Origin of the sequence: Zhouia spongiae, assembly GCF_022760175.1 — a bacterium.
GTDB classification, from domain to species: domain Bacteria; phylum Bacteroidota; class Bacteroidia; order Flavobacteriales; family Flavobacteriaceae; genus Zhouia; species Zhouia spongiae.
The window spans coordinates 3256084-3281502 of the sequence record NZ_CP094326.1 but is presented as its reverse complement, the minus strand read 5'-3'; the positions used below and the strand labels follow the sequence as shown (position 1 = coordinate 3281502).

Genomic DNA, 25419 nt, shown 5'->3' with positions numbered 1-25419 from the left:
CATTCGGAACGCCCCGTTTCACGGTTCCTTTAAACAATGTCCCAAAGGCTTTTACTTTAGGTGTGAATAGCGTGTTTTTCCTGTCAGAGAGGTCGTCATATGTAGCTGATATCAGTATTATTTTAATTAAATTGCCACTTGTAATTTCAAACGTAAAAATAAGTGTCGGCAATTCAACATAAAATAGAAGAACTTCGCGAAACATTAAAAAAGCATAATTATAATTATTATGTTTTAGACCATCCTACTGTTACTGATTATGAGTTTGATATGATGCTGAAAGAGCTTCAGGAACTGGAAGGAAAGCACCCGGAATTTTACGATCCGAATTCACCGACAATGCGTGTTGGAGGAGAAGTGACCAAAAACTTTGAAACTGTAGCACATGATTTCCGGATGTATTCTTTAGATAATTCGTATTCGAAAGAAGATATTGAAGACTGGGAAAAACGTATTCAGAGGGTTTTAGGGGATGTTCCGGTTGAATATACCTGTGAACTGAAGTACGACGGGGCTTCCATGAGCCTTACATATGAAAATGGAAGTTTGGTAAGGGCAGTGACCCGGGGTGACGGATTTCAGGGGGATGATGTTACTGCCAATGTTAAAACGATCCGTTCAGTTCCTTTAACACTTAATGGCGATTATCCTCCAAAATTTGAGATTCGCGGAGAGATCATTCTGCCGAGGGAGGGGTTTGCCAAGATGAATCAAGAACGTATAGACAGTGGCGAAGAGCCATATATGAACCCTAGAAATACTGCTAGCGGGAGCTTAAAACTTCAGGACAGCAGCGAAGTTGCGAAGCGTCCGTTAGAATGCCTGTTGTATAGTATAGTTGGAGAACGGTTGGGGATAGACACCCAGTTTCAGGTATTGGAATCTGCAAGGAGATGGGGATTTAAAGTGCCGGGAGAAGCCAAGCTATGTAAAAGTACATCCGAAGTGATGGAGTTTGTCGAATATTGGGAAACGAGGAAGAATGATCTTCCGTATGAAATCGACGGGGTGGTAGTGAAGGTAAACTCTGTGCAACAACAAGAAGAGTTGGGCTATACGGCTAAATCTCCAAGATGGGCAATGGCATATAAGTTTAAAACAGAACAGGCGAGTACCCTGCTAAACACAATTTCATACCAGGTAGGCAGGACCGGAGCTATTACACCGGTAGCGAATTTAGAACCTGTTCTATTGGGAGGAACCATAGTGAAAAGAGCATCACTTCACAATGCAGACCAGATAGAAAAGCTCGATGTTAGAGTAGGGGATACGGTATTTGTTGAAAAAGGAGGGGAGATTATACCCAAGATCGTCGGAGTCGATTTTACCAGGAGGGATGTGGGTTCAGTGCCAACGGACTATATTACCGATTGCCCCGAATGTAATACGGAGCTTATTAGAAAAGAAGGAGAAGCTCAGCATTATTGTCCGAACTATTACGGGTGCCCTCCGCAAATAACAGGAAGGATACAGCACTTTATCTCGCGTAAAGCCATGGATATAGAGGGGCTTGGCGGTGAAACAGTTGAACTGTTATATAAAGAAGGTTTAATAAATGATTACGCAGACCTGTACGAGCTTACCAAAGAACAGGTTTTGCCGTTGGAACGGATGGCTGATAAATCGGCAGAAAACTTAATCACCGGTATCGAAAAATCGAAAGAAATACCTTTTGAACGTGTATTGTACGCTCTGGGAATTCGGTTTGTAGGAGAGACGGTCGCAAAAAAACTGGCCAGAGAGTATAAGTCTATAGAAAAATTGATGGCAGCTTCTACGGAAGAATTGATCAATGTAGATGAGATAGGAGAGAAAATTGCAGAAAGTGTTACTGACTTTTTTGCGAATGAACAAAATACTGCGATTGTTAACCGATTGCAAAAACATGGAATTCAACTGGAAATTTCAGCAGAAAGTCTACAAAATCAGACAGATAAGCTTAAAGGATGTAATTTTGTCATTTCGGGTGTTTTTGAGAAAGTAACCAGGAATGAATTAAAGAAACTGATAGAAGATAATGGGGGAAAAGTAGTTTCGTCAATATCATCTAAAACGTCATTTGTGGTTGCAGGGGATAAAATGGGGCCGAGTAAAAAAGATAAAGCGGAAAAGCTGAATATACCGCTGATATCTGAAGACGACTTTTTAGAAATGATATGACCAAGAAAAAACTGAAGCTTTTGTTCATTGCGATAGCACTGCTATACATAATTGCCGAATATTTTCAGCTGAAGTTATTATTGAGTATTACTAAGGTTAGTCTGATTCCGATCGTATACGTTGTGTATACCATGTCTAAAGAAAAGCATCATGCACTTACATTGGTGTTACTGGCCTTTTATTTTTTAGGAGATATGTTCTCGCTTTTGAATTTTGAAGTGGCTGTAGTTCTAACCCTGCTTTTTTTTGGTCTCGGTCATATTGTATTTATCAAGTTCTGTTTCGATATGTTGCAGGATGTGAGAGTAAGAAGGTTGTTGTTTTCTGCACTCCCCGTGATCATCCTTTGGTTCGTCTATTATAATTATTCAATCAAGGACATTTTTGGAGATCAGTTGGGCAACCTGTTGGTTCCGGTCATGTTCTATTCCATCATCTTAAGTATATTTACGATTGTGTCTGTTATGAGTTACTTTAACAAGGAAACCAAAATGACCATGTACGCTCTGGTTATAGCAATAACTTTTCTTATAGGAGATGTGATTAATGGAATTAACACGTATTTTTCACATAGTTCTTTTTTTGACCTGGCCAGCATAGGTGCCCAGGTAATGGGGTATTATATTTTGAGCAAGTTTGTGGTTGAATATGACTTTAAACTGAAATCGTGATACCGTCTGAGGTGATATCCTGATTATCCAGATAAAAGTCGATCCTTCCCACGTAAATTCCGTAGCACCCAACCTGGTTAATTAATACTTTTTTCCCTTTCCTGTTAATTATTATTTCCGGTTTTTCCATAAAGGTATGGGTGTGTCCGCCTATAATTAAGTCGATGTTTTCTGTGTTTTTGGCTAATAAAACATCCGACGGTTTTTGCTTGTGGTCATAATCAAAACCTAAATGGGATAGGCAAATGACAATTTCACAATTTTCTTCATTTTTTAAGGTATTGCTAATATCCTGGGCTATTTCAATAGGGTTAAGGTATACGGTTTCTTTGTACATGCGTTTGTCTACCAGCCCGCTCAACGCTATCCCTAAACCAAAAACACCAATCTTAACTCCGTCACGTACAAAAACCTTATAAGGCTTTACGTGGGTGTCCATAACGGTATTTTTGAAATCGTAGTTGGCAGACAAAAGATCAAATTTTGCATTGGGCAACTGAGCATAGAGCCCGTCTATTCCATTGTCAAAATCGTGATTTCCAATCGTAGCGGCATCATATCTGAGCATACTCATTAATTTGAATTCAAGCTCGCCTCCATAAAAGTTAAAGTAGGGCGTGCCCTGAAAAATATCACCTGCATCAAAAAGAAGCGTGTTGGGGTTTTCTCTTCTGACAGTTTCTATTAAGGCTGCACGTCGGGCCACACCACCCTGATTGGGGTTTTTGCCATGATCTTCAGGAAAAGGGTCAATATGGCTATGAACATCATTGGTATGTAATATGGTGATGTGTTTTTTTGAATTGTTGCTGCAAGATGTAAAACCAAGTCCTCCAAGTCCTACAAATGCAGAACCGGCTAATGTATTGTGTATAAAATCCCTTCTTTTCATGCTTAGGCGTGTTTAAAGTTTTATAAACCTGTTGTCTGCAGTTGTCTTTATGGTATCGATCTTTTTAAAATAGTCAATTATTTCATTCCTGATTAAATAATCCAAAGGGGTATTATTTACAGGTTCTTTAAAGAAGTTCATGTTATCTCCTCCGGAAGCTAAATAGTCGGATGTTGCTACATTATAGGTTTTATGTTCTTCGGGTAGTTTGCCGTTAATAAGGAATTTTTTAACCGAATAATCATTGTTCAATACCAGTTCAATACCGCTAACAGGATGTGCTTTTTTCGATTTTTGAAGGTATTCCACCAATTCTTTGACCTTTGCAGAAGTTAATTCAATAACGACAACTTTGTTTTCAAAAGGCATAATTTCATATGCGGTTCTGGTGGTGACGTTGCCTTCTGAGATAATAGCCCTGATCCCGCCGTGATTCAATAAAACAAAATCGATGTTCTTTCCTGTCCTTTTGTTGAATACCGGGTTGCTTTGTTCTAAAACGATATCAGCCATTAAATTTCCTATAGCCGTGTTGTATCCTTTATCGTATTTACTTATTGTTTTCGGATTATACGCAATAGGTTTGTCCAGAACATCATTGATGTGCTCCTTGTAAGGCGCTATAAACTTATCGATACTGTCAACAGCTTCAATAGTATCACTGATCAATAATCTTTTGCCGTTTATGGTGGTAATCGTATTATCGGGTTGTTTGCACGAGACAAACAATACTGTTATAAATATAACAAAATGTTTTATATTTAATTTCATAAGGTTTTTAATTTTGCCAAAATGATATTTTTAAATTCTACATTTGCATTAGAACATAAATGTAAATATGGTTTTAAATAAATTCAAAGAAAAATCGATTTTTAAGATTATTAAAAAGCGATTAGGTGAATTGGCGGTTAATGTAGATGACAAAGATAATAAGATATCATCAATGTTGATAATCATTGATTTTAATAAAACTAAAAATTTTGAGGTTTTTGAAAAATTGATGAAAAAGCTTAGTGTTCGGACAGAATCTTACAGAATAGTAGGGTTTTTGAATAAGGTTGAAAAAGATGAGCAGTACCCGTTTCCGGTTTATAATGAGAAAACGATCAAACGTAACGGCACAGTAAAAAGTCCGGAACTTGATGATGTTATGAAGAGAAAGTACGATTTAGTGATAAGCTATTACGAGGCACCTAAATTACCCTTACTGTTTATGACATCTATGGTTGATGCAGGTTTTAGAATAGGTATAGGGAATAAGAATACTTCATACAACAACCTTGTGATTGATTCAGGCATTGAAGATTACAGCAGTTTTGAAAAAGAGTTAATTAAGTATTTATCTATTTTAAACAAGATATAGTATATGTCTAGATTTACAGGTACCGGAGTTGCTTTGGTGACTCCTTTTAGGTCTGATTTAAGTGTTGATGTTGACGCGTTAGGCAACATAGTAAATCACGTTATTGACGGTGGGGTGGAGTATTTGGTTGTTTTGGGTACAACTGCCGAAAGTGCCACATTGACAAAAGAAGAGAAAGAACTGGTTAAACAAACTATAGTGAAGGCGAATGAAAATCGTTTGCCGTTGGTTTTGGGTGTTGGGGGAAATAACACCATGGAAGTTGTACAAGAACTAAAAGAAACGGATCTCAAGGACTATGCTGCTGTTTTATCTGTTTCTCCATATTATAACAAACCTACACAAGAAGGAATTTACCAACATTTTAAAGCGGTTTCGGAAGCTTCGCCGGTACCGGTCATTCTATATAATGTGCCGGGCAGAACGGCTTCTAATATTTTACCCGAAACGGTCATAAGACTGGCAAACGATTTCGAGAATATTGTAGCTGTTAAGGAGGCTGCCGGTGATGTTGTTCAGGCGATGCGCCTGATAAAGGATAAACCGGAAGATTTTCAGGTGATTTCAGGAGATGATATGATTACTTTGCCAATGACCCTGGCAGGCGGAAGTGGTGTTATATCAGTCATAGGTCAGGGTCTTCCAGGGCCATTTTCTGATATGGTGCGTTTTGCATTGAGAGGAAATGTAAGCGAGGCTAATAAATTGCATTTTCAGTTAATGGATGTTATGGATCATATTTTTGAAGAAGGAAACCCTGCCGGAATAAAGGCTCTTTTACAAGAAGCGGGCCTCTGTGATGATGTTGTGAGGTTGCCATTGGTAAAGGCAGGTAAAGCGCTTAAAGAAAAAATTAAAAGGGCTATAGCTTGATAATGACAAGAAGAAAGGGTGTAAATGTTAAAAGTTTATTTAAGTAGCGCGGAAAATTCAAAAGAATCGTTTACATTAGCTAGCTTAAAATAGTTTTTTTAATACCGGATATTTATCTAATTTTGCCGCATGATTAAAAACAGTCACATTTATACCCTGTTATTAACCGTTTCACTTTTTCTTACATCTTGTAGTGAATATCAGAAAACACTAAAAAATACAGATGTAAAAGCGAAATACGATTTAGCAGAGAAATTGTATGAAGCAGGAGATTATAAAAGAGCTCTTCGCTTATTCGAGCAAATTGCTCCCAGTTATGTAGGGAAGCCCCAAGGAGAACGTATACTGTACTTCTTCGCAGATTCTTATTATAAGACAGAAGATTATTACCTCGCGGCATATCAGTTTGAAAGGTTTTCGAAATCGTATCCACGTAGTGATAAATCGGAAGAAGCAGCTTTTTTGAGCGCAAGGAGCAAGTTTATGCTGTCTCCGAAGTATAGCGTAGACCAGACAGAAACAACGGAAGCTATTGACAGACTTCAGATATTTATCAATAACTATCCGAACTCTGCCTATATGGAGGAAGCTAACGAAATGGTGAAAACGCTAAGGAATAAACTTGATAAAAAGTCCTTTGAGGTAGCGAAACAGTATAATACGTTAAGTGACTACAAAGCTTCGATAAAAGCATTTGAACTGTTTTTATCTGATTCGCCGGGATCGGTGTACAGGGAAGATGCCTTGTTTTATAAAATGACAGCAGAATACAATTTGGCTGTAAACAGTATACCTGCCCGGATGGAAGAACGTTTGATTACGGCCAAATCAACATACGAGACATTGATAAAGTATTTTCCGGAAGGGAAATATCAGAAAGATGCTGACAAAATGTTGGACGTTATAAATAATGAATTACAAAAGTTTAGTAAATAATACAGAAGATGAGCGATTTAAGAAATTCTAATGCACCTGTTTCTACGGTAACTTTCAACAAGGAAGAAGTTGATAAACCAACAGATAATATCTATGAAGCGATTTCTATCATTTCAAAAAGAGCAGGACAAATAAATGCTGAGCTAAAAAAGGAGCTTATAGAAAAACTTGAAGAGTTTGCTACGTATACGGATAGCTTGGAAGAAATTTTTGAAAACAAAGAACAGATAGAAGTGTCTAAGTTTTATGAAAAATTACCCAAGCCTCATGCGATAGCTGTTCAGGAGTGGTTAGAAGACAAGATTTACTTCAGAAATACTGAAAAAGAACAGTAGTAATGACGGTGCTTGGCGGTAAAAACATCCTTTTAGGTATTACCGGAGGTATTGCCGCATACAAAACAGCAACCTTGATCCGGTTATTTATAAAAGCCGGTGCGAGCGTTAAAGTGGTTATGACAGAAAGTGCAAAAGACTTCGTAACCCCTTTAACGCTTTCTACATTATCTAAAAACCACGTGTATTCTTCGTTCACCGATGAGGAAGATAAAAATGCGGTGTGGAACAACCATGTCGAACTCGGTTTGTGGGCCGATTATATGCTTATAGCGCCTGCTACTGCCAATACACTTTCTAAAATGGCTTCAGGTAATAGTGACAATTTCCTGCTGGCAACATACCTCTCAGCAAAATGTCCTGTTTATTTTGCACCCGCCATGGATCTGGATATGTATAAGCATGCTAGTACAAAGCAATCTCTAGCCGCATTACAGTCTTTCGGTAATATAATGATCCCGGCAGGCCATGGAGAGCTGGCAAGCGGATTGGTAGGCGAAGGCCGAATGGCTGAACCTGAAGATATAATATCTTTCATGGAGAATGATATTCTTTCTAAATTGCCATTAAAGGGAAAAAAAGTACTGATCACTGCCGGTCCGACATATGAGGCTATAGATCCGGTACGTTTTATAGGGAATCATTCTACTGGTAAAATGGGATTTGAACTTGCCGAAACAGCCGCTGCTATGGGGGCCCAGGTCTACCTGGTCTCAGGTCCGTCTGCGCTCAACACTAATAACAGCCTTATTTATTTAGACAGAGTTGTTTCTGCTGAAGAAATGTATACTGCGGCTCATAAGTATTATGAAGAGGCAGATATAGCTATTCTTTCTGCGGCAGTATCCGATTATCGTCCTAAAACGACAGCCGCTGAGAAGATCAAGAAAAAAAATACCTCCCTGGAAATATCATTAGAACCGACAAAAGATATATTAGCATCGTTTGGAGCAATTAAAAAACACCAGTTTTTAGTAGGGTTTGCTTTAGAAACTGAGAATGAATTAGAAAATGCCAAAAAGAAACTCTCCAGGAAAAACTTAGACGCAATTGTCCTTAATTCTTTAAGGGATGAAGGAGCAGGTTTTGGAAAACCGACAAATAAAGTTACTTTTATAGACAAGGAAATGAACATTAAACCGTTTGATCTTAAGCCTAAAAGTGAAGTTGCTTCAGATATATTTAACGAAATCATTAATCGTATCAATGATTAGAAAAGTAATATTTATTTGTTTTACGATTATTGCTTCTGTTGCCCGGTCGCAAGAACTCAATTGTTCCGTTACTGTTAACTCGGAATTAATTAACCAGACTAATCAACAAGTATTTAAAACCCTTGAGAAATCACTGAACGATTTTGTAAACAAGACTAAATGGACTAACAGGAATTTTAAGGAAAATGAACGGATAAATTGTAGCATGCTCATTCTCGTGTCTTCCTTTGAGGACAACAATTTCCAGGCCAACATTCAGGTGCAGTCAAACCGTCCCGTTTACAATACCAATTATGAAAGTCCTGTGTTGAATTTTCAGGACAAATCCTTTACGTTTAAATACCTGGAGTTTGAACCTTTGTACTTTAACAGGAATGTTTTTGATTCAAATTTAACGGCCGTCATCACGTATTACGTATATGTAATCTTAGGTATAGATGCTGATACGTTTCAGTTAAATGGAGGGACTCCATATTATAATCAGGCGCAGGATATTGTTAATTTGGCTCAGGGAACAGGTTATACCGGATGGCAGCAAGATAGCCCGAATGCAAGGACGAGATGGACCCTTATTGATAACCTGACTTCCGGAACGTATGAGAATTACAGAAAGGCACTTTATCAATACCACAGGCAAGGACTCGATAGAATGTTAGCGAATGAAAGAGAAGCTAAATCTTCGGTAGAAAATAGTATTTCCTCCTTAGAACAGTTAAATAAATTACGATCCAACTCTTTAATGTTGCAGTTGTTTTTTGATGCCAAATCAGATGAAATTGCCGATGTTTTCTCCGGAGGAGTAAAAACAGATATAGCAGGATTGGTAAACAGGTTGAACAATTTGGCACCTACCTATTCTAAAAGTTGGAAAAACATTAAATTTTAAGTTTTTTCTGTGTCTTGTTTTTTAAAAATCAGACACTTCTTAGTAATGTTTATTTTCCGTAAGTTTGAAACTTAAAACTTATTAGGTTGTTACGAAATCTTTCTATAAAAAATTATGCCCTGATCGATACCTTACAGGTGGATTTTGAAAATGGACTAAACATCATTACCGGTGAAACCGGGGCCGGTAAATCGATTCTTTTGGGTGGACTTTCACTGGTGCTGGGCAACAGGGCTGATCTAAGCAGTATCAAGGAAAAAGAAAAGAAGTGTGTAATAGAAGCCACGTTTAACATTTCTGAATACAGCCTCCAATCGTTTTTTGAAGCGGAGGATCTCGATTATGAAACAACTACGATCATACGAAGAGAAATTTTACCTAGTGGTAAATCGAGGGCCTTTATTAATGACACTCCGGTAACATTAACGGTTTTATCATCGTTGGGCGCAAGATTGGTTGATATTCATTCACAACATCAAACATTACAGCTTACCGACAATTCATATCAGTTTAAGATTATAGATGCCGTTGCTGGAAACGATGAGATACTTAAAAGCTATAAGAAAATATTATCTTCTTACTATAAGGCTAAGAAGGAACTTCAGAAATTGATAGATTTTCAACAGGAGGCAAATAAAGAACATGATTACAACACTTTTTTATTAAACGAACTTAAGGAGGCAGATCTAAAGGCAGGAATGCTGGAGGAACTTGAAACGACTTACGAAAAACTTAATAATGTAGAAGAAATAGGAGAGAAGTTAGTTTATGCGGCTCAACTTTTAAATGAAGAGCAGATCGGTCTCATCAGTAATATGGCTGAGTTGAAAACTACACTGGGTAAATTAACTCCTTATGGAAAGCAGTACGAATTACTATACAATAGAATAAATTCAGTTTTAATCGAGGTTGATGATGCTGCCGGAGAAATTGAAAACCTTCGGGAGTCTTTGGATGTGGACCCGAAAACGCTGGAGCAGGTCAGCTCCAGGCTTCAACAGATTTATGCTCTTCAGAAAAAACATAATGTCCTTGACATACAAGAACTTCTTGAGATTCAAAATAATCTTGGATTAAGAGTTGCTAAAACAGAAAATTTGGAAACTGAGATTAAAGAAGCTCAGCTTAAGGTGCTCGATATTGAAAAGGAATTGGATGTATTAGCAGACAATATTCATAAAAAAAGGAAAAAGGTTATACCTGATCTTACAGGATATCTGGAAAATGTTTTACAGACATTAGGAATGCAAAATGCACAATTTGAGATAAACGTTAACGGTATTAACTCTTATCTGGCAAATGGTAAGGATGATCTTCAGTTTCTTTTTTCTGCCAACAAGGGGACGAGTTTCGAAGAGTTGAAGAAAGTGGCTTCCGGAGGTGAGCTGTCGCGAATTATGCTTACCATAAAATCATTGCTGGCCAGGCATACAAAACTTCCAACCATCATGTTTGATGAGATTGATACCGGTGTGTCCGGAGAAGTCTCCAACAAAATGGGTGATATCATGAAGCAAATGAGTGAGAATATGCAGGTTTTTACCATTACTCATTTACCTCAGGTAGCGGCTAAAGGAGATGTTCATTATAAAGTGTATAAAATTGATGATGAAGATAAAACAAGTACAAACCTTGTTAGATTAAATAAAGAAGAACGCCTTAGGGAAATAGCGGAAATGTTAGGAGGTAAGGATATTAGTACTTCTGCTTTGGAACATGCGAAACAATTATTGAATTAATAGTATCTTTGAGCACTCTGAATACTGATAACAAAATCAAGGAATAAACAGATAAACGATGTCTTATAATTTATTAAAAGGAAAAAGAGGAATTATTTTTGGAGCTTTGGATGAAAATTCAATAGCCTGGAAAACAGCAGAAAGAGCTCACGAGGAAGGGGCGCAAATTGTTTTGACCAACGCACCAATAGCCATGAGAATGGGGAAAATCAATGAACTGGCTGAAAAAACGGGTTCAGAAATTATTCCTGCTGATGCAACCAGTGAAGAAGATCTTAAAAATCTTATAGAGAAATCTATGGAGGTTTTAGGAGGGAAACTTGATTTTGTATTGCATTCTATTGGGATGTCTGTAAATGTTAGAAAAGGGAAACATTATACAGATCAAAATTATGGTTTTACAGAAAAAGGATGGGATGTTTCTGCACTTTCATTTCACAAGGTATGCCAGACTTTGTATAAGGCCGATGCCATGACTGAATGGGGAAGTGTTGTTGCGTTGACTTATATGGCTGCACAGCGTACATTCCCCGATTATAACGATATGGCAGACAATAAGGCTTATCTTGAATCTATAGCACGCAGTTTCGGGTATTTCTTTGGAAAAGATAAAAAAGTAAGAGTGAATACCATATCTCAATCGCCTACACCGACGACTGCCGGGAAAGGAGTAAAGGGTTTTGACGGATTTATAGCTTACGCCGATATGATGTCTCCTTTGGGAAATGCAACTGCAGCCGAATGTGCTGATTATACCATTACATTGTTCTCGGACCTGACAAAAAAAGTAACCATGCAAAACCTTTTTCACGATGGAGGTTTCTCTAACACCGGTGTCAGCAATGAGGTAATGGAAAAATTTACGAAATAAGAATAAATAAAATTGGTTCTTGACCATATCAACTGAAGCAATTAATTTTTTATACAAGTTCTTAAAGTGTAGCTTTTATAAGCTTGCATTTACCGATATAATTCCTTCTAACAGTAAGCCATCTACCTAGTGGATGGCTTTTGCTATTTTTAAATTGTATAATTTTACTAAATGAATCTGTATTTTTCATTTATAATACCTGTTTATAATCGTCCCGATGAGATAAATGAACTTTTAGAGAGTTTAACCAAACAAACTTTTACGAAAGAGTATGAAATAGTGATCGTAGAAGACGGATCTGCCGTTTCCTCAGAAGATGTAGTTAAAAAGTTCTCCGCCAGGTTGAATATCGCTTATTATTATAAGGCAAACTCTGGTCCGGGAGATTCGCGTAATTATGGCATGCAAAGGGCTAAAGGAAACTATTTTATAATACTCGATTCTGATTGTATCATTCCTGCCGGATATTTGGCAGCAGCAGAAAAAAGTCTTTATGAGAAGTATGTCGATTGCTATGGAGGTCCTGATGCTGCGCATGAATCTTTTTCTGATATCCAGAAAGCCATTAACTATAGTATGACTTCCTTTTTAACAACAGGAGGGATCAGGGGAAGCAAAAAGGCAATAAATAAATTTCAGCCCCGCAGTTTTAATATGGGGATATCAAAACAAGCTTTTGAAGCGACCGGAGGCTTTGGGAAGATTCACCCGGGGGAAGATCCTGATCTTACCATTAGACTCTGGAAAGCAGGATTTGAAACAAAATTTATAGAAGAAGCTTTCGTATACCATAAAAGAAGGATTTCATGGGGGAAATTTAAACAACAGGTCAGGAAGTTCGGGTTAACCAGGCCGATATTGAACAGCTGGCATCCAGAAACTAAAAAAATTACATTTTGGTTTCCGTCGCTTTTTCTCTTTGGAATGCTTTTAGCTGTTGTTTTAGGGGTGTTGGGGATACCGGCTTTCTTATATATATATGTTTTTTATTTTATGTTGGTGTTGACAGATGCTTCAATTAAAAATAAAAGTGTGTATATAGGAATGTTATCTATTTATGCAGTAATAGTACAATTTTACGGGTATGGAACCGGATTTATAAAATCTACTTTCTATATTGAAGTGTTAAAAGAAGATCCAAAAAAAGTGTTTCCTAAACTATTTTTTAAGTAAATGCTAAAAGACACCAAGGCGAATTCGGTAGTAGGATTGTTAAAGAAACCCAAATCACTGGTTTTTTTAACCTTTATGGTTGTTTCATTTATATTATGGTTGCTTATCAAGCTTTCACAAGTGTATTCCTATCCGATTTCTTTAGATGTATCGTATACTAATTTACCCGAAGACAAGTTATTACTTAAGGCCTCTGGTCGTAAAGTGAATGTTTTAGTGGAAGGCACCGGGTTTAACTTGTTGAAAGCAAATGTATTTAATAAGGGAGCTGATTTAGATCTTTTGAAAGTAAGGGTAAAGGATAATAAATCGTATTTGTTAAGTAATGATATTGAAAACCAGCTTAAGGAGCAATACAGGGTAATAGAGATTAAACAGGTGCTGACAGATTCATTGATCTTTCAGTTTGGTGTTAATAAAAAGAAAACGGTACCGGTAGTGCCTGATCTGGAATTGAGTTTTGAAACGGACTATGGGTTGGCAGATTCGTTATCGATAACCCCCCCAGAAATATGGATAAGAGGTCCGGAAAATGTTATAGACAGCATTCAGTTTATTCATACTGAAAAAAAAGTAATCAGAAATATTAAGGATGATATAAATGCAGAGGTGCTATTGAATAAACCGGACTCACTTGGGACCATAGATATTGAAGTTCAGAAGGTGTCCGTTACGGCCCGGGTTGATCGTTTTTCTGAAAAAATAATAAAAGTGCCTTTATTGATCGAGAACATCCCGGAAGGAACCCAGATCAGAACGTTCCCTCAAAAATTAGATGTGGTCTGTAAAGCTCCTATAGAAGACCTGAAAACGATTACGGCTGATAAGTTTTTAATTATAGCCGATTACAGGGATGTGCAAAATGGAGGGGGATATCTAATACCCAGGCTGATAAAGAAACCGGCTTTTCTCAGCGATGTAAAGCTGATGCAAACTAAAGTTGAATTTTTACTTAAAAAGGGATGATAGTAGGTTTAACAGGTGGCATCGGCAGTGGTAAAACAACAGTAGCCAAAATATTTGAAGAAATAGGAGTTCCGGTATATATAGCAGATAAAGAAGCCAAATTGTTAATGGAAACCTCCGGTGAAATACGGGGTGGGATTATTGAGTTATTGGGAGAGGAAGCATATACAGGTAACTTGCCGAACAGCTCCTACATCGCTTCCATAGTTTTTAACAATAAGAACAAGCTTGATTTACTGAATGCAATCATTCATCCGGCTGTAAAAAAACATTTTAAGGAATGGTATGAAAAACAGAAGGTACCTTATGTGATTAAAGAAGTTGCCATACTTTTTGAAACGGGAAGCGATAAAGAGTGCGACTGTACGGTTTTGGTTACAGCTCCGCTTGAAGACAGGATTAAACGTGTAATGGAGCGCGACCAGGTAAGTAAAGAAGAAGTAGAAAGCCGTATAAACAACCAATGGCCGGATAATGAAAAAATTAAATTGGCAGATTATGTTGTTAACAATATTAATCTTGTTAAAACAAAGCAGTGTGTTACTACTTTACATCATACTTTACTTGCTAAAAGCCGTCCTGTTTAGATATTGGCATTTTTGTTAATTAACAGTTAAATACCTATAGTCCTTGCCTTTAAAACCTTAATTTTGAACTAATGAACAAGAGGTTATTTATTGCTTTGGTGATCCTGATGAGCTTATCTTTGATTGGCATTATTTTTGTTCAGGGTTATTGGATAAAAACAGCTGTAGATAATAAAGAAGAGCAGTTTTCTAATACAGTTTCACAAGTTTTGCAGTCGGTTGTTCAGCGTGTAGAGCAACGTGAAATCAAAGATTACTCCGATAAATTATTGCAAATTATAGATAGTGTAGGTGAATTAAAGGAATCTACGCTGAATGAAATTTTTTATATCGAGAAAAATGAGAATAGTAACGAGACATTTATCTATTCACACGGGATCCTGGAAGAGGATTACGGTATAACAGCAACGTTCTTTGATAATAGTTTTGATTCGACAGCAATAAAGAGCTATGTAAGCAAGCGAACAACAATCATATACAGGGAGGACAAGGGCCTTGACGGCAAATCTGCTTATACCCCCGTCGAGAAGATCCAGAAAATCGGGAATATGTCTCAGATTGAAAAAGCGCAGTTTGAAGATTATTTCAGGGTTCTTGTTAACAGGGTGCCTATTCACAAGAGGGTTTCCAAGGCAGAGTTAGAGTTTTTAATACAGCGGGAGCTTAAAGACCGAAATATCGATCTTGATTTCGAATACGGGGTTTTTGCAAACGGACTGGCTACCAAAATTAAAACCAGGGCTTTTAATTTAAACAAAAATACCCGGTACAAAACCCCTCTTTTCAGCGATACAGAAGGGAACAGTCCTTACAGTTTGATGGTGAGCTTTCCAAAGAAGAAGAAGTTTTTGATATCTTCCATTATTGGAATGGCATTACTTTCCATTATCTTTACTATAATCATCATTGTGGCATATTCGAGTGCACTATTTCAGTTGATACGGCAGAAGCAGATCTCTGAGATAAAAACGGACTTCATCAATAATATGACCCATGAATTTAAGACTCCGATTGCAACCATCAATTTAGCACTGGACGCTATTAAAAATCCAAAGGCTTTTGAAGATCCGGATAAGGTGAAGCGTTACCTGAAGATGATCAGAGATGAAAACCACCGGATGCACGCTCAGGTGGAAAATGTGCTTAGAATTTCAAAACTAGATAAAAATCAACTCGATATCAACAAAGACAGAGTTGATGTACATGATTTGATTGAAGATGCGATATCGCATGTTGAATTGATAGTAGAAGACAGGGGAGGGTACATACATACGCATCTTGAAGCAGAAAAGAGTATGGTACTTGCTAATGAATCGCATTTCACCAACGTATTGGTCAATATTTTGGATAATGCAATTAAATATTCCCCTGAAAGTCCGAAAATTGATGTCTTTACTGAGGTGGTTAAAAACCATGTTGTGATCAGGATACAGGATCAGGGAGCAGGGATGACCAAAGCTGTATTGAAACGAATCTTTGAAAAGTTTTATCGTGAACATACGGGGGATATCCACAATGTGAAAGGGCATGGTTTGGGTCTTGCCTATGTAAAAAGAATAATAGACGACCATCAGGGTGAAGTCTATGCAGAGAGTGAAAAAAACAAAGGAAGTATCTTTTATGTAAAGTTACCTTTAATATAAAAAAGCACTATGGAAACAGTAAATAAGAAAATTTTATTAGTAGAGGATGATCCAAACTTTGGAACAGTTTTAAAAGATTATCTTTCGATGAATGATTTTGATGTTGTTCTTGCCAAAAACGGTATGGAAGGATATGAAAAGTTCAGAAAAGATAATTTTGATCTTTGCATTCTTGATGTAATGATGCCGTACAAAGATGGTTTTACCTTGGCTAAGGAAATAAGAGAAAAGAATGAAAATGTGCCGATTATCTTCTTGACTGCCAAGACAATGAAGGAAGATGTTTTAAAAGGATATAAGGTTGGTGCCGATGACTACCTCAACAAACCTTTTGATTCTGAAGTGCTTTTAATGAAGATCAGAGCGATCCTTCAACGCAAAGCCACTGAAACGGTAGCGGATAGTAAGCAGTTTGAATTCCAGATAGGAGATTTTCATTTAAATTCTAAACTCAGGTTCCTGACTTTTAAAGAAGAAGAGCCTATAAAATTATCTCCGAAAGAGAATGAGTTGTTGCGTTTACTGGCATTGTATGAAAATGACCTGATGCCGAGAGAACTAGCTTTAACCAAAATCTGGAGGGATGACAACTATTTTACATCCAGAAGTATGGATGTTTATATTGCGAAGCTTCGTAAATACCTTAAAAAGGATGAAAATGTAGAAATCTTAAATATACATGGTGAAGGCTTCAGGCTTGTAATTAAAAGTGAAGCAGACAAGTAAAACCCACGAGAGGGCCAAGCGTAAAGAAAAGGTCTGGTAGCCCTTTTTAGCGATGGAGCCGGCCGGCGCATGGCAAAATATTTCGACGCAAGCCCCATGAAATTCCGTCAGGACTATTTCATTAGGACAAGCGTCGGAGCATTTAAATCCCGATGATCGAGTAAACATAGTATAGATAAGCTCTTGAAGTGTTAAAGGAGAAAAAGAAGAATTGGTACGGACTTCCTTAAAACTTCATTATGTGAGTAAAACAATATCTTAAAAAAGCCTGCATTTATTAGAGTGCAGGCTTTTTTTGTATTGCTTCAATATGTTGTATAATCTCTTTTGCGGGGGTCTTGTAATCAAACCAGAGGGTTTCTTCATTTCTTTTAAACCAGGTTAATTGCCTTTTGGCAAATCTTCTGGTGTTTTTCTTAATTTCTGAGAGGGCAAACTCTTTTGTGAATGTGTCGTCAAAGAAGCTGAAGAGTTCCCGGTAGCCTACCGTTTGTAACGCATTAAGTGTTTTATGAGGAAATAGTTTTCTTGCCTCTTCTATAAGTCCGTTTTCAACCATGATGTCTACCCGTTGGTTGATACGGCGGTATATGATCTCCCTGTCAGCCGTCAATCCTACCATTACAGATCTAAACGGACGCTCGGTTTTTTTCTTGTTTAAAAAATCAGAGTACGGTTGGCCGCTTGCGATACATACTTCCAACGCACGGGTTACTCTCTGGGGGTTATTGATGTCTACTTTTTTATAGTGAACAGGATCCAGGACTTTCAGTTTTTCTTGCAATGCTGTAATGCCATTTTGTTCATACAACAAGTTCAGGTCTTTTCGAATTTCTTCCGGAACGTCAGGAAACTCATCTAAACCATTCAATACGGCATTAACGAACAGCCCACTGCCACCAACCATAATTGCTACATTATGATCTTTAAATATAGCTTCTAATTTTGAGATGGCATCTCTTTCAAAATCTCCAACCGAATAAGGGGCAAAAATACTTTTATGCTGAATGAAATGATGCTTAACGGTCTTAAGCTCTTCAACAGAAGGAACAGCTGTGCCTATGGCCATCTCTTTGTAAAATTGCCTGGAGTCGCACGAAATAATTTCTGTATCAAAATGTTGAGCAAGCTGAATACCCAAAGCGGTTTTACCGATGGCTGTAGGGCCTACAATTGTTATCAAGTACTTTTCAGTTTTGCTCACGAAATTTACTTTTTATTTTCTTACTGATTAAGTTTATGTCCGCATTTGTGACAATAGATGGCATTGTCCTGGTGTTCTTCGTTACTACAGTTAGGACAAACCTGGGTGTTTATGTGGAGCCTGTTTCCCTGTCTTGCAAATTCAACGGTAACTATTCCTGTAGGTACGGCAATAATGCCGTAACCGAGTATCATTATAAGAGTAGCAAAGAACTGTCCCAGGGAAGTTTGGGGGGCAATGTCGCCATAGCCCACTGTTGTTAAGGTAACAATAGTCCAATAGATGCTTCTGGGAATACTCGTAAAACCCGAATCTTCTCCTTCGATCAGATACATGATGGTTCCCAGGATTATCGATACGACAAGGACGGTATATATGAAGACGGTAATCTTTGTTCTGCTGTTTTTTAAAGCTCTTTTTAATTGAGAGGCTTCCCCCAGAAACCGAACAAGCTTCAAGACCCTGAATATCCGTAACAGTCTTAAGGCCCTTAATGCCAGTAAAGCCTGAGATCCCGCTATAATATATGAAAGGTATAAAGGAATGGTCGATAGCAGATCTATGATACCGTAGAAGCTGAAAATATATTTTTTAGGGTTTTTTATAGCTGCGATCCTTAAAATATATTCGATGCTAAACAAGATGGTTATGGTCCATTCTGCGGTTAAAAGGACATAGTGATATTTATCGTCAATGTACTTAACACTTTCCAGCATCACCAGAATAATACTGATGATGATGATAAATATTAAAACAAGGTCGAATATTTTACCTGCACGGGTATCTGCTTCATAGATAACCTCGTGAAGTTTTTTCTGCCAGTTTCTTTCTTCCTTTGAAAAACCCTTGTCAGTCATTATTAGCAATAGGTTTTAACGCCACTATTTTTACACCTTTTTTCTTTCTTACATAGCTTTGGATGATATGTTTGGCATCTGCATTATTATCCATATGGGTAATCACTTTTTGCAATATATGCATATTGTTTATCTGGAAGTTGAGATTGTAAAACCCGATCCCTTTAAAAATACCATCTTCGATGAGTACAGCACTTCGTTCGTCTACTTCCCTGCCTTTGTCGATGATAACCATATTTTGATATAGATAACTATACTTTTTGATGGCTTTTACAGCTCGTTCATTATATGCCTCCGGGGCTTCATTCCGGATACAGGCCCCGTTACACTTTTTAATGGTGTAATTAAAACAATGTTGTTTAGCCTCCGACAAGCCATTCAGTTTATTACATAAATTAAATTCTTCGGTAAGACTGTACAATGTATTTTTGGCTTCATGAATGGTATTAAAGGTTGTAAGTGGTTTTCCTTTGGGTTTTATTTTGTCGATATATAAAGTAATATACCCCTCATCATTTATAAATTCGAAAAGTCCGTATGAGAATAGTTTTCTTTTACGCGACCGGTTGTAATGAGGCTGATTCAGTTTAATTTCTTCACTTTCTTTCAGAAGCGCAATTAATTCGCTACCGGTTTCTTCATAGGTAACAGCAGTAACTTCCTTTTGTATTGCTTTTGCTTTTCTTGAAGAGTTTGTAAAATGTTGATTAATCCTTTTTTTTATGTTCCTGCTTTTTCCTATATAGATGATTTTCCCTTCGCTGTTGTGAATATAATATACTCCTGTTGATGCGGGGAGTTCATCAATGATGTTCAACAGTCTTGGAGCAAGCAGTGTATTGGTGCTGTTTTTAACAGATTCTTCTAATATGTTTTTTGATTTGTCCTTAACCAGCAATAATTTAAAAAGCTTAAGCGTTGCCTGTGCGTCGCCACTGGCCCTGTGCCGGTCGCTTACAGGGATGCCCAATGACCTTGCGAGTTTTCCGAGGCTGTATGACGGCTGATCGGGGATAAGTTTTTTAGAGAGTTCTACAGAACATAAAGTCTTTCTGTCGTATTGGAACCCAAGCTGCCGGAATTCATTTTTTAGTACCCTGTAATCAAATTGAGCATTGTGAGCTACGAGGATGCAGTCTTCGGTAATTTCGACGATCCTTTTGGCTACTTCATAGAATTTTGGTGCAGACCGCAACATATTATTGTTGATCCCTGTGAGGTTAACAACAAATGGCTGTATTTCTTTTTCTGGGTTGACAAGGCTAATGAATTGGTCGGTTACTTTATGTCCATTAAACCTGTAGATGGCAATCTCCGTAATTCCTTCTTCATTAAATTGTCCTCCGGTTGTTTCTATATCGAGTATTGCGTACAAGTGTTTTTAATTTAATTATAGTTACGTTCTCCAAAAATACTACTGCCTATCCGTACCATGTTACTTCCTGCATCAATGGCGATTTTATAATCGCCACTCATTCCCATCGATAATATTTCCAATTCAGGGAAACGTAATTTATTGTTATCAAATATTTTTTTAAGATAATCAAATTCTTTTTGAATCTGTTGTTCGTCACCTGTAAATGTAGCCATTCCCATCAGTCCGACAATATTTACATGGTTCATACTCTTTCTTTCTTCTGATAAAAGCAAGGCGTTGAGCTCTTCTTCATTCATTCCGAATTTGGTATCTTCTTCAGCTATATGGATTTGCAGCAAGCAGTTGATGCGACGCTTGTACTTTCCGGCTTGTTTTTCTATCTCTTTCAGGAGTTTTAGGCTATCGACACCATGAATGAGGCTTACAAATTCAGCCATGTATTTTACCTTGTTTCTTTGTACATGGCCTATCATATGCCATTCAATATCTTTAGGAAGACTTTCCCATTTCGTAGCCATTTCCTGAATTTTATTTTCGCCAAAAATACGCTGCCCTGCATGGTATGCCTCCAATATGTCGGAGTTGGGCTTTGTTTTGGAAACAGCAACCAGCGTTACATTTTCAGGAAGGTTTGATTTTATTGTATTTAAATTATCTGAAATCCGCATGTTTTAAAATTCATAAATCGTTAATCCACTCCTCAGTTTCGGTTCGATGTAAGTGCTCTTGGGAGGCATTTTTAATCCTTCATTGGCAACAAGTTTCATCTCTTCCACAGTTATGGGCAACATACCAAAACCTACTTTATACGTTCCTTTATCTATCAGATCCTTCATTTTTACTGAATTCTGATTTCCATAACCATAAGAAATCCGCTTGTTATTCCTCAGATCACTGATTCCGAGTATCGGTTCTAAAATGGTCTTATATAAAATTTGTGTATCGAGGGCACTTAATGCATCGGTAAATGTGTAAAGAGATTTTCTTAAGTAAAGCGAGTAAAAATCACCATCCAGATACATGCAGAAATGATGTTTTTTTGATGGGCGATAAAGCTCTTTCCCGCGATTTTCTATCCGGAAAAACTCATCCAGTCTGATTAAAAAGGCCTCTTTAGACAAGCCGTTTAAGTCTTTGACCATACGGTTAAACTCTGATATTCTTACTTCAGACTCCGGAATCAAATAACTTAAAAAATAATTGAAGGCTTCGTTTCCTGTATAACTCTTATTCTTTTCTCTTAATTCTTTGGTGAGAAGAGAAGAAGAAGCAGACCTGTGATGTCCGTCTGCAATATACAAAGGAGCTATCAGATCAAATTCTTTCTGTAAAGCAGAAATATCTTCTTGTTTGTCAATAAGCCAGAAACGGTGTACGGATTTGTCGTGGGTTGCAAATTCGTATTCAGCCCTGTTCAGTGCTATTTTTTTTATGATCTTATCGATCTTTTCGTTATCCGGATAGGTCAGCAATACAGGTTCGGCATTAAAACCTACTGTTTTAAGATAGTCTTTGAACAATACTTCCCTGCGTTCTATAGTGTCTTCGTGCTTTTTTATAATGTTGTTGTTATAATCATCAACAGAAGCACCTGCAAAGATCCCGCAAAAGGAATGTGCCCGGGTTGTTAGCTGGTAAATGTAAAAGCAAGGGGTATCATCCTGAACAAATGTACGATCTTCTTTAAACTCCAGGTAACGGTTTTTAACCAATTGAAAGCGTTCAACGCCGGAAACCTCATGCTGGTATTTATATCCCGGATTGATGATGTGCAAAAAAGAGAAAGGATTGAATTTAAGTTGGGCTTTCAGTTCTTTCCGGGGGTAGTCCTCGTATGATCTGGAAGCTACCAGTCCAACCTTTTCTCTTGATGGGCGAACGGCTTTAAATGGAATTATCTTCGCCATAGTTTTTTATTGAAACATCCGAGATACCTCTTCGGCTTTTCTGCTTTTAGAATAATTGTAGAAACCTTCTCCGGACTTGATTCCCAATTTACCGGCTGTTACCATATTTACGAGGAGGGGACATGGTGCATATTTAGGATTTTTAAATCCTTCATACATTACATTTAATATCGAAAGGCATACATCCAGTCCTATGAAATCAGCTAATTGGAGTGGTCCCATCGGGTGGGCCATTCCCAGCTTCATAACAGTATCTATTTCCTGAACCCCGGCAACACCATTATACAGTGTTTCAATGGCTTCATTGATCATTGGCATTAAAATCCGATTGGCGACAAACCCCGGATAATCATTTACTTCAACAGGAACCTTGTTTAGTTTCTTTGAAATATCCATGATCTTCTCAAGTACTTCATCCGAAGTATTGTACCCTTTAATAACCTCTACCAGTTTCATGATGGGCACCGGATTCATAAAGTGCATGCCAATTACATTTTCCGGTTGATCGACTACAGCAGCAATTTGAGTAATCGAGATCGAAGATGTATTTGTTGCCAAAATGGTATCAGGGGCACACAACTCATTTAAATTTTTAAAGATTTTCAGCTTAAGGTCTTTGTTTTCAGTGGCCGCTTCAACTACAAGTTCGGCACCGGAAACCCCTTTTTTAAGATCTGTTAATGAGGTGATATTTTTTAACGTATTATTTTTATTTTCTTCCGTAATAGATCCTTTTGAAACCATTCTGTCCAGGTTTCTCGTGATGGTTTCTATTCCCTTATCTAAAACTTTTTCTGAAAGGTCTACCAGATGGACATTGTAACCGAATTGGGCAAAGGTATGTGCGATACCGTTTCCCATGGTTCCTGCACCAATTACTGTTATCTTTTTCATAATAGTATTTAATTTAATGTGTGTTATGTGTTTCTTTTAGTGAGTGTTAATTTAGAAAGCGTTAATAATATCGTGTGCTACTTTCAGGGCTTCTGTACCATGTTCTAATGTAACAACAGGATCAGTGTCGTTATGGATGGCTTCGGCAAAGGTTTCTAATTCGTCCAAAATAGCATTGTTAACAGAAACCTTTGGATTTTCGAAATAGATCTGCTTTTTGATCCCTTCGGCATTTTGCAGGACCAGTGCAAATTCGTCGGGATTTTTAGGAGCATCCTTCATTTTAACGACCTCTACCTTTTTTTCCAGGAAATCGATAGAAATGTAAGCATCGCGCTGAAAAAAGCGGGATTTACGCATGTTTTTCAATGAGATACGACTGGCGGTCAGGTTGGCAACACAACCGTTCTCAAACTCAATTCTTGCATTTGCAATGTCGGGGGAATTACTGATTACAGACACACCACTGGCGTTAATACTTTTTACTTTTGAGTTTACAATCCGAAGGATGATATCTATATCGTGAATCATTAAATCGAGGACCACAGGAACATCGGTGCCACGTGGATTGAATTCAGCCAGGCGGTGGGTTTCGATAAACATGGGTGTTTCTATCTTGTCCTTTACCGACAGGAATGCCGGATTGAACCGTTCAACATGACCTATTTGCCCTTTTACGTTATGCGTTTTGGCGAGTTTTATAATTTCCATCGCTTCATCGACAGAATTAGCAATGGGCTTTTCAATAAAAATATGTTTGCCCTTCTCGATGGCCTTTTTTGCACATTCGTAATGCGAAAGTGTCGGAGTAACAATATCAACGACATCAACAGCATCGATTAAATCATCAATAGAAGCGAAACTTTTATATCCGAATTCTTTCGAAACTTTTTGAGCATTTTTTTCATTAGGATCATAAAACCCTACTAATTCATATTTCTCAGATTGATTTAACAGTCGTAAGTGAATCTTCCCCAGGTGTCCGGCACCCAGTACTCCGGCTTTAAGCATATAATTGTGTTTTCAACAAAAATAAGGTTATTGACCGAGAATGCCAATGGTTTATAAAATTATAACACCTGCTTAAGTTCTTGGCCGTTATGTGGATATTCAGGAGTTTATATCATTTATAGCCGCCTTAAGGCATTAATCTAGGAATAAATGTTGTCAAGGGCTACTTTTAAGTCAATAATTTTGGCTGTAACTTTGCAGTTGGAACAACTTATTATATCAGGTGAAAGATACTCATAAACATAAAGGAATGCGCAATAAACTGGCAGAAGTTGTTGCGGCGAAGGGGATAAAGGACAATAGGATATTAGACGCTATCAGAAAAATTCCGAGACATTTATTTATGGACAGTAGCTTTGAAGATCATGCCTATCAGGATAAAGCATTTCCCATTGCTGCCGATCAAACGATTTCGCAACCTTATACAGTTGCTTTTCAAACAGAGCTATTAGAGATATCTCCCGGAGATAAGATCTTGGAAATAGGTACGGGGAGTGGTTATCAAACGGCTGTACTTCTTGAAATGGGGGCTTTGGTGTATTCTGTTGAACGACAAAAAGAGCTTTTTAAAAAAACGAATATCTTTCTTCCTAAGTTGGGGTACAGACCCAGGCGACTCGTTTTCGGAGATGGCTATAAGGGGTTGCCGGAGGAAGCACCTTATGATGGGATTATAGTTACCGCAGGGGCCCCGTTTGTGCCAAAACCTTTGTTGGCGCAATTAAAAATAGGAGGAAAGCTGGTTATTCCGGTAGGGCAGGATTCACAGGTTATGACCTTGTTTACCAGAAAATCGGATGTGGAGTTTGAAAAACAGGAACTTGGCCAGTTCAGGTTCGTTCCGTTGTTAGGTGATAAAAATTAATGTCATCGTTAATTTGATATGGTTGGTTTCTTTTTCGTAAATTATAATAGAAAATAAACCGGCACATCATGTTATTAAAAAATTTATGTTATTTATTGTTGATTTTTCAGGCACCGGAAGAGATACCGAAAGACTCTGATAATGACCCCGTTGATTTTACCGCATTTGAAAATATCCTGATCTATATTATAATTCCTATCCTGATCTTTGTGTTGTATTTTGTCTGGCGGCAAATGAAACAAAGAGAAAGAAAAAAAAGGAGGTAAGG

The 25419-nt window shown here is 37.6% G+C and carries 26 protein-coding genes; 17 read left to right on the top strand and 9 right to left on the bottom strand.

The window, feature by feature from the left end; translation table 11 throughout:
- The first annotated feature begins 162 nt into the window (after positions 1–162).
- Positions 163–2160 carry an NAD-dependent DNA ligase LigA gene (gene ligA / locus MQE36_RS14240; protein ID WP_242936645.1) on the top strand — a complete coding sequence of 666 codons (1998 nt, stop codon included), beginning with the start codon at positions 163–165 and terminating at the stop codon, positions 2158–2160.
- The gene (locus tag MQE36_RS14235) at positions 2157–2831 is read left to right on the top strand and encodes a lysoplasmalogenase family protein (protein WP_242936644.1); all 675 of its coding nucleotides are present in this window, start codon (positions 2157–2159) and stop codon (positions 2829–2831) included. The genes ligA and MQE36_RS14235 overlap by 4 nt, the downstream gene beginning before the upstream one ends.
- Here the strand turns inward: MQE36_RS14235 and MQE36_RS14230 are convergent.
- Together MQE36_RS14230 and MQE36_RS14225 are read right to left on the bottom strand one after the other, a co-directional pair.
- Complete coding sequence (locus MQE36_RS14230) at positions 2815–3723, bottom strand: bifunctional metallophosphatase/5'-nucleotidase (protein WP_242936643.1); 909 nt, start codon at positions 3721–3723, stop codon at positions 2815–2817. The genes MQE36_RS14235 and MQE36_RS14230 overlap by 17 nt on opposite strands.
- Before the next feature lie 12 nt (positions 3724–3735).
- Positions 3736–4494: a 5'-nucleotidase C-terminal domain-containing protein gene (locus tag MQE36_RS14225; RefSeq protein ID WP_242936642.1), complete on the bottom strand. Its 759-nt coding sequence runs from the start codon at positions 4492–4494 to the stop codon at positions 3736–3738.
- A 67-nt stretch (positions 4495–4561) separates the two neighbouring features.
- Here MQE36_RS14225 and MQE36_RS14220 point away from each other — a divergent pair, with 67 nt between their 5' ends.
- The 13 genes from MQE36_RS14220 (at position 4562) to MQE36_RS14160 (ending at position 17035) form a co-directional block, all read left to right on the top strand.
- Entirely contained in the window at positions 4562–5086 is a 525-nt protein-coding gene (locus tag MQE36_RS14220) for a DUF6913 domain-containing protein (protein ID WP_242936641.1), read from the top strand.
- A 3-nt stretch (positions 5087–5089) separates the two neighbouring features.
- Positions 5090–5959: a 4-hydroxy-tetrahydrodipicolinate synthase gene (gene dapA / locus MQE36_RS14215; protein WP_242936640.1), complete on the top strand. Its 870-nt coding sequence runs from the start codon at positions 5090–5092 to the stop codon at positions 5957–5959.
- Positions 5960–6088: 129 nt separating this feature from the next.
- Positions 6089–6895: an outer membrane protein assembly factor BamD gene (locus tag MQE36_RS14210; protein WP_242936639.1), complete on the top strand. Its 807-nt coding sequence runs from the start codon at positions 6089–6091 to the stop codon at positions 6893–6895.
- Between the two features lie 8 nt (positions 6896–6903).
- The gene (locus tag MQE36_RS14205; protein ID WP_242936638.1) at positions 6904–7230 is read left to right on the top strand and encodes a DNA-directed RNA polymerase subunit omega; all 327 of its coding nucleotides are present in this window, start codon (positions 6904–6906) and stop codon (positions 7228–7230) included.
- Positions 7231–7232: 2 nt separating this feature from the next.
- Positions 7233–8444: a bifunctional phosphopantothenoylcysteine decarboxylase/phosphopantothenate--cysteine ligase CoaBC gene (gene coaBC / locus MQE36_RS14200; protein WP_242936637.1), complete on the top strand. Its 1212-nt coding sequence runs from the start codon at positions 7233–7235 to the stop codon at positions 8442–8444.
- Positions 8437–9330: a type IX secretion system protein PorD gene (porD, locus tag MQE36_RS14195; RefSeq protein ID WP_242936636.1), complete on the top strand. Its 894-nt coding sequence runs from the start codon at positions 8437–8439 to the stop codon at positions 9328–9330. Before coaBC ends, porD begins: the two co-directional genes overlap by 8 nt.
- A gap of 86 nt (positions 9331–9416) precedes the next feature.
- Positions 9417–11069, top strand: a complete 1653-nt coding sequence (gene recN, locus MQE36_RS14190; RefSeq protein ID WP_242936635.1) for a DNA repair protein RecN — start codon at positions 9417–9419, stop codon at positions 11067–11069.
- A 58-nt stretch (positions 11070–11127) separates the two neighbouring features.
- Positions 11128–11940, top strand: a complete 813-nt coding sequence (locus tag MQE36_RS14185; RefSeq protein ID WP_242936634.1) for an enoyl-ACP reductase FabI — start codon at positions 11128–11130, stop codon at positions 11938–11940.
- Positions 11941–12111: 171 nt separating this feature from the next.
- Positions 12112–13113: a glycosyltransferase family 2 protein gene (locus MQE36_RS14180; RefSeq protein WP_242936633.1), complete on the top strand. Its 1002-nt coding sequence runs from the start codon at positions 12112–12114 to the stop codon at positions 13111–13113.
- Positions 13114–14079, top strand: a complete 966-nt coding sequence (locus MQE36_RS14175; RefSeq protein WP_242936632.1) for a CdaR family protein — start codon at positions 13114–13116, stop codon at positions 14077–14079.
- The gene (gene coaE / locus MQE36_RS14170) at positions 14076–14666 is read left to right on the top strand and encodes a dephospho-CoA kinase (RefSeq protein ID WP_242936631.1); all 591 of its coding nucleotides are present in this window, start codon (positions 14076–14078) and stop codon (positions 14664–14666) included. The genes MQE36_RS14175 and coaE overlap by 4 nt, the downstream gene beginning before the upstream one ends.
- A 71-nt stretch (positions 14667–14737) precedes the next feature.
- The gene (locus MQE36_RS14165; RefSeq protein ID WP_242936630.1) at positions 14738–16309 is read left to right on the top strand and encodes a sensor histidine kinase; all 1572 of its coding nucleotides are present in this window, start codon (positions 14738–14740) and stop codon (positions 16307–16309) included.
- 9 nt (positions 16310–16318) lie between these two features.
- Positions 16319–17035, top strand: a complete 717-nt coding sequence (locus tag MQE36_RS14160; RefSeq protein ID WP_242936629.1) for a response regulator transcription factor — start codon at positions 16319–16321, stop codon at positions 17033–17035.
- A 277-nt stretch (positions 17036–17312) separates the two neighbouring features.
- Here the strand turns inward: MQE36_RS14160 and miaA are convergent, their stop codons facing one another.
- The 7 genes from miaA to MQE36_RS14125 are packed head-to-tail and all read right to left on the bottom strand — an operon-like array spanning position 17313 to position 24286.
- On the bottom strand, positions 17313–18239 hold the full coding sequence (miaA, locus tag MQE36_RS14155) for a tRNA (adenosine(37)-N6)-dimethylallyltransferase MiaA (protein WP_242936628.1): 927 nt from the start codon (positions 18237–18239) through the stop codon (positions 17313–17315).
- A gap of 20 nt (positions 18240–18259) precedes the next feature.
- Positions 18260–19096 carry an ion transporter gene (locus MQE36_RS14150; RefSeq protein WP_242936627.1) on the bottom strand — a complete coding sequence of 279 codons (837 nt, stop codon included), beginning with the start codon at positions 19094–19096 and terminating at the stop codon, positions 18260–18262.
- Positions 19089–20471, bottom strand: a complete 1383-nt coding sequence (locus MQE36_RS14145; RefSeq protein ID WP_242936626.1) for an exonuclease domain-containing protein — start codon at positions 20469–20471, stop codon at positions 19089–19091. Before MQE36_RS14145 ends, MQE36_RS14150 begins: the two co-directional genes overlap by 8 nt.
- A gap of 11 nt (positions 20472–20482) precedes the next feature.
- Positions 20483–21142 (bottom strand): YggS family pyridoxal phosphate-dependent enzyme, encoded by a 660-nt coding sequence (locus tag MQE36_RS14140; RefSeq protein WP_242936625.1) that lies wholly within the window; start codon positions 21140–21142, stop codon positions 20483–20485.
- Between the two features lie 3 nt (positions 21143–21145).
- The gene (locus tag MQE36_RS14135) at positions 21146–22381 is read right to left on the bottom strand and encodes a DUF1015 domain-containing protein (RefSeq protein ID WP_242936624.1); all 1236 of its coding nucleotides are present in this window, start codon (positions 22379–22381) and stop codon (positions 21146–21148) included.
- Positions 22382–22387: 6 nt separating this feature from the next.
- Positions 22388–23275 (bottom strand): 3-hydroxybutyryl-CoA dehydrogenase, encoded by an 888-nt coding sequence (locus tag MQE36_RS14130; RefSeq protein ID WP_242936623.1) that lies wholly within the window; start codon positions 23273–23275, stop codon positions 22388–22390.
- A 51-nt stretch (positions 23276–23326) separates the two neighbouring features.
- A complete protein-coding gene (locus MQE36_RS14125) occupies positions 23327–24286 on the bottom strand; it encodes a Gfo/Idh/MocA family protein (RefSeq protein WP_242936622.1) in 960 nt (319 codons plus the stop codon).
- A gap of 223 nt (positions 24287–24509) precedes the next feature.
- Here MQE36_RS14125 and MQE36_RS14120 point away from each other — a divergent pair, with 223 nt between their 5' ends.
- On the top strand, positions 24510–25151 hold the full coding sequence (locus MQE36_RS14120) for a protein-L-isoaspartate(D-aspartate) O-methyltransferase (protein WP_242936621.1): 642 nt from the start codon (positions 24510–24512) through the stop codon (positions 25149–25151).
- Between the two features lie 68 nt (positions 25152–25219).
- Positions 25220–25417, top strand: coding sequence for an adenylosuccinate synthetase (locus MQE36_RS14115; protein ID WP_242936620.1), 198 nt, complete (start codon positions 25220–25222; stop codon positions 25415–25417).
- The last annotated feature ends 2 nt before the right edge of the window (positions 25418–25419 follow it).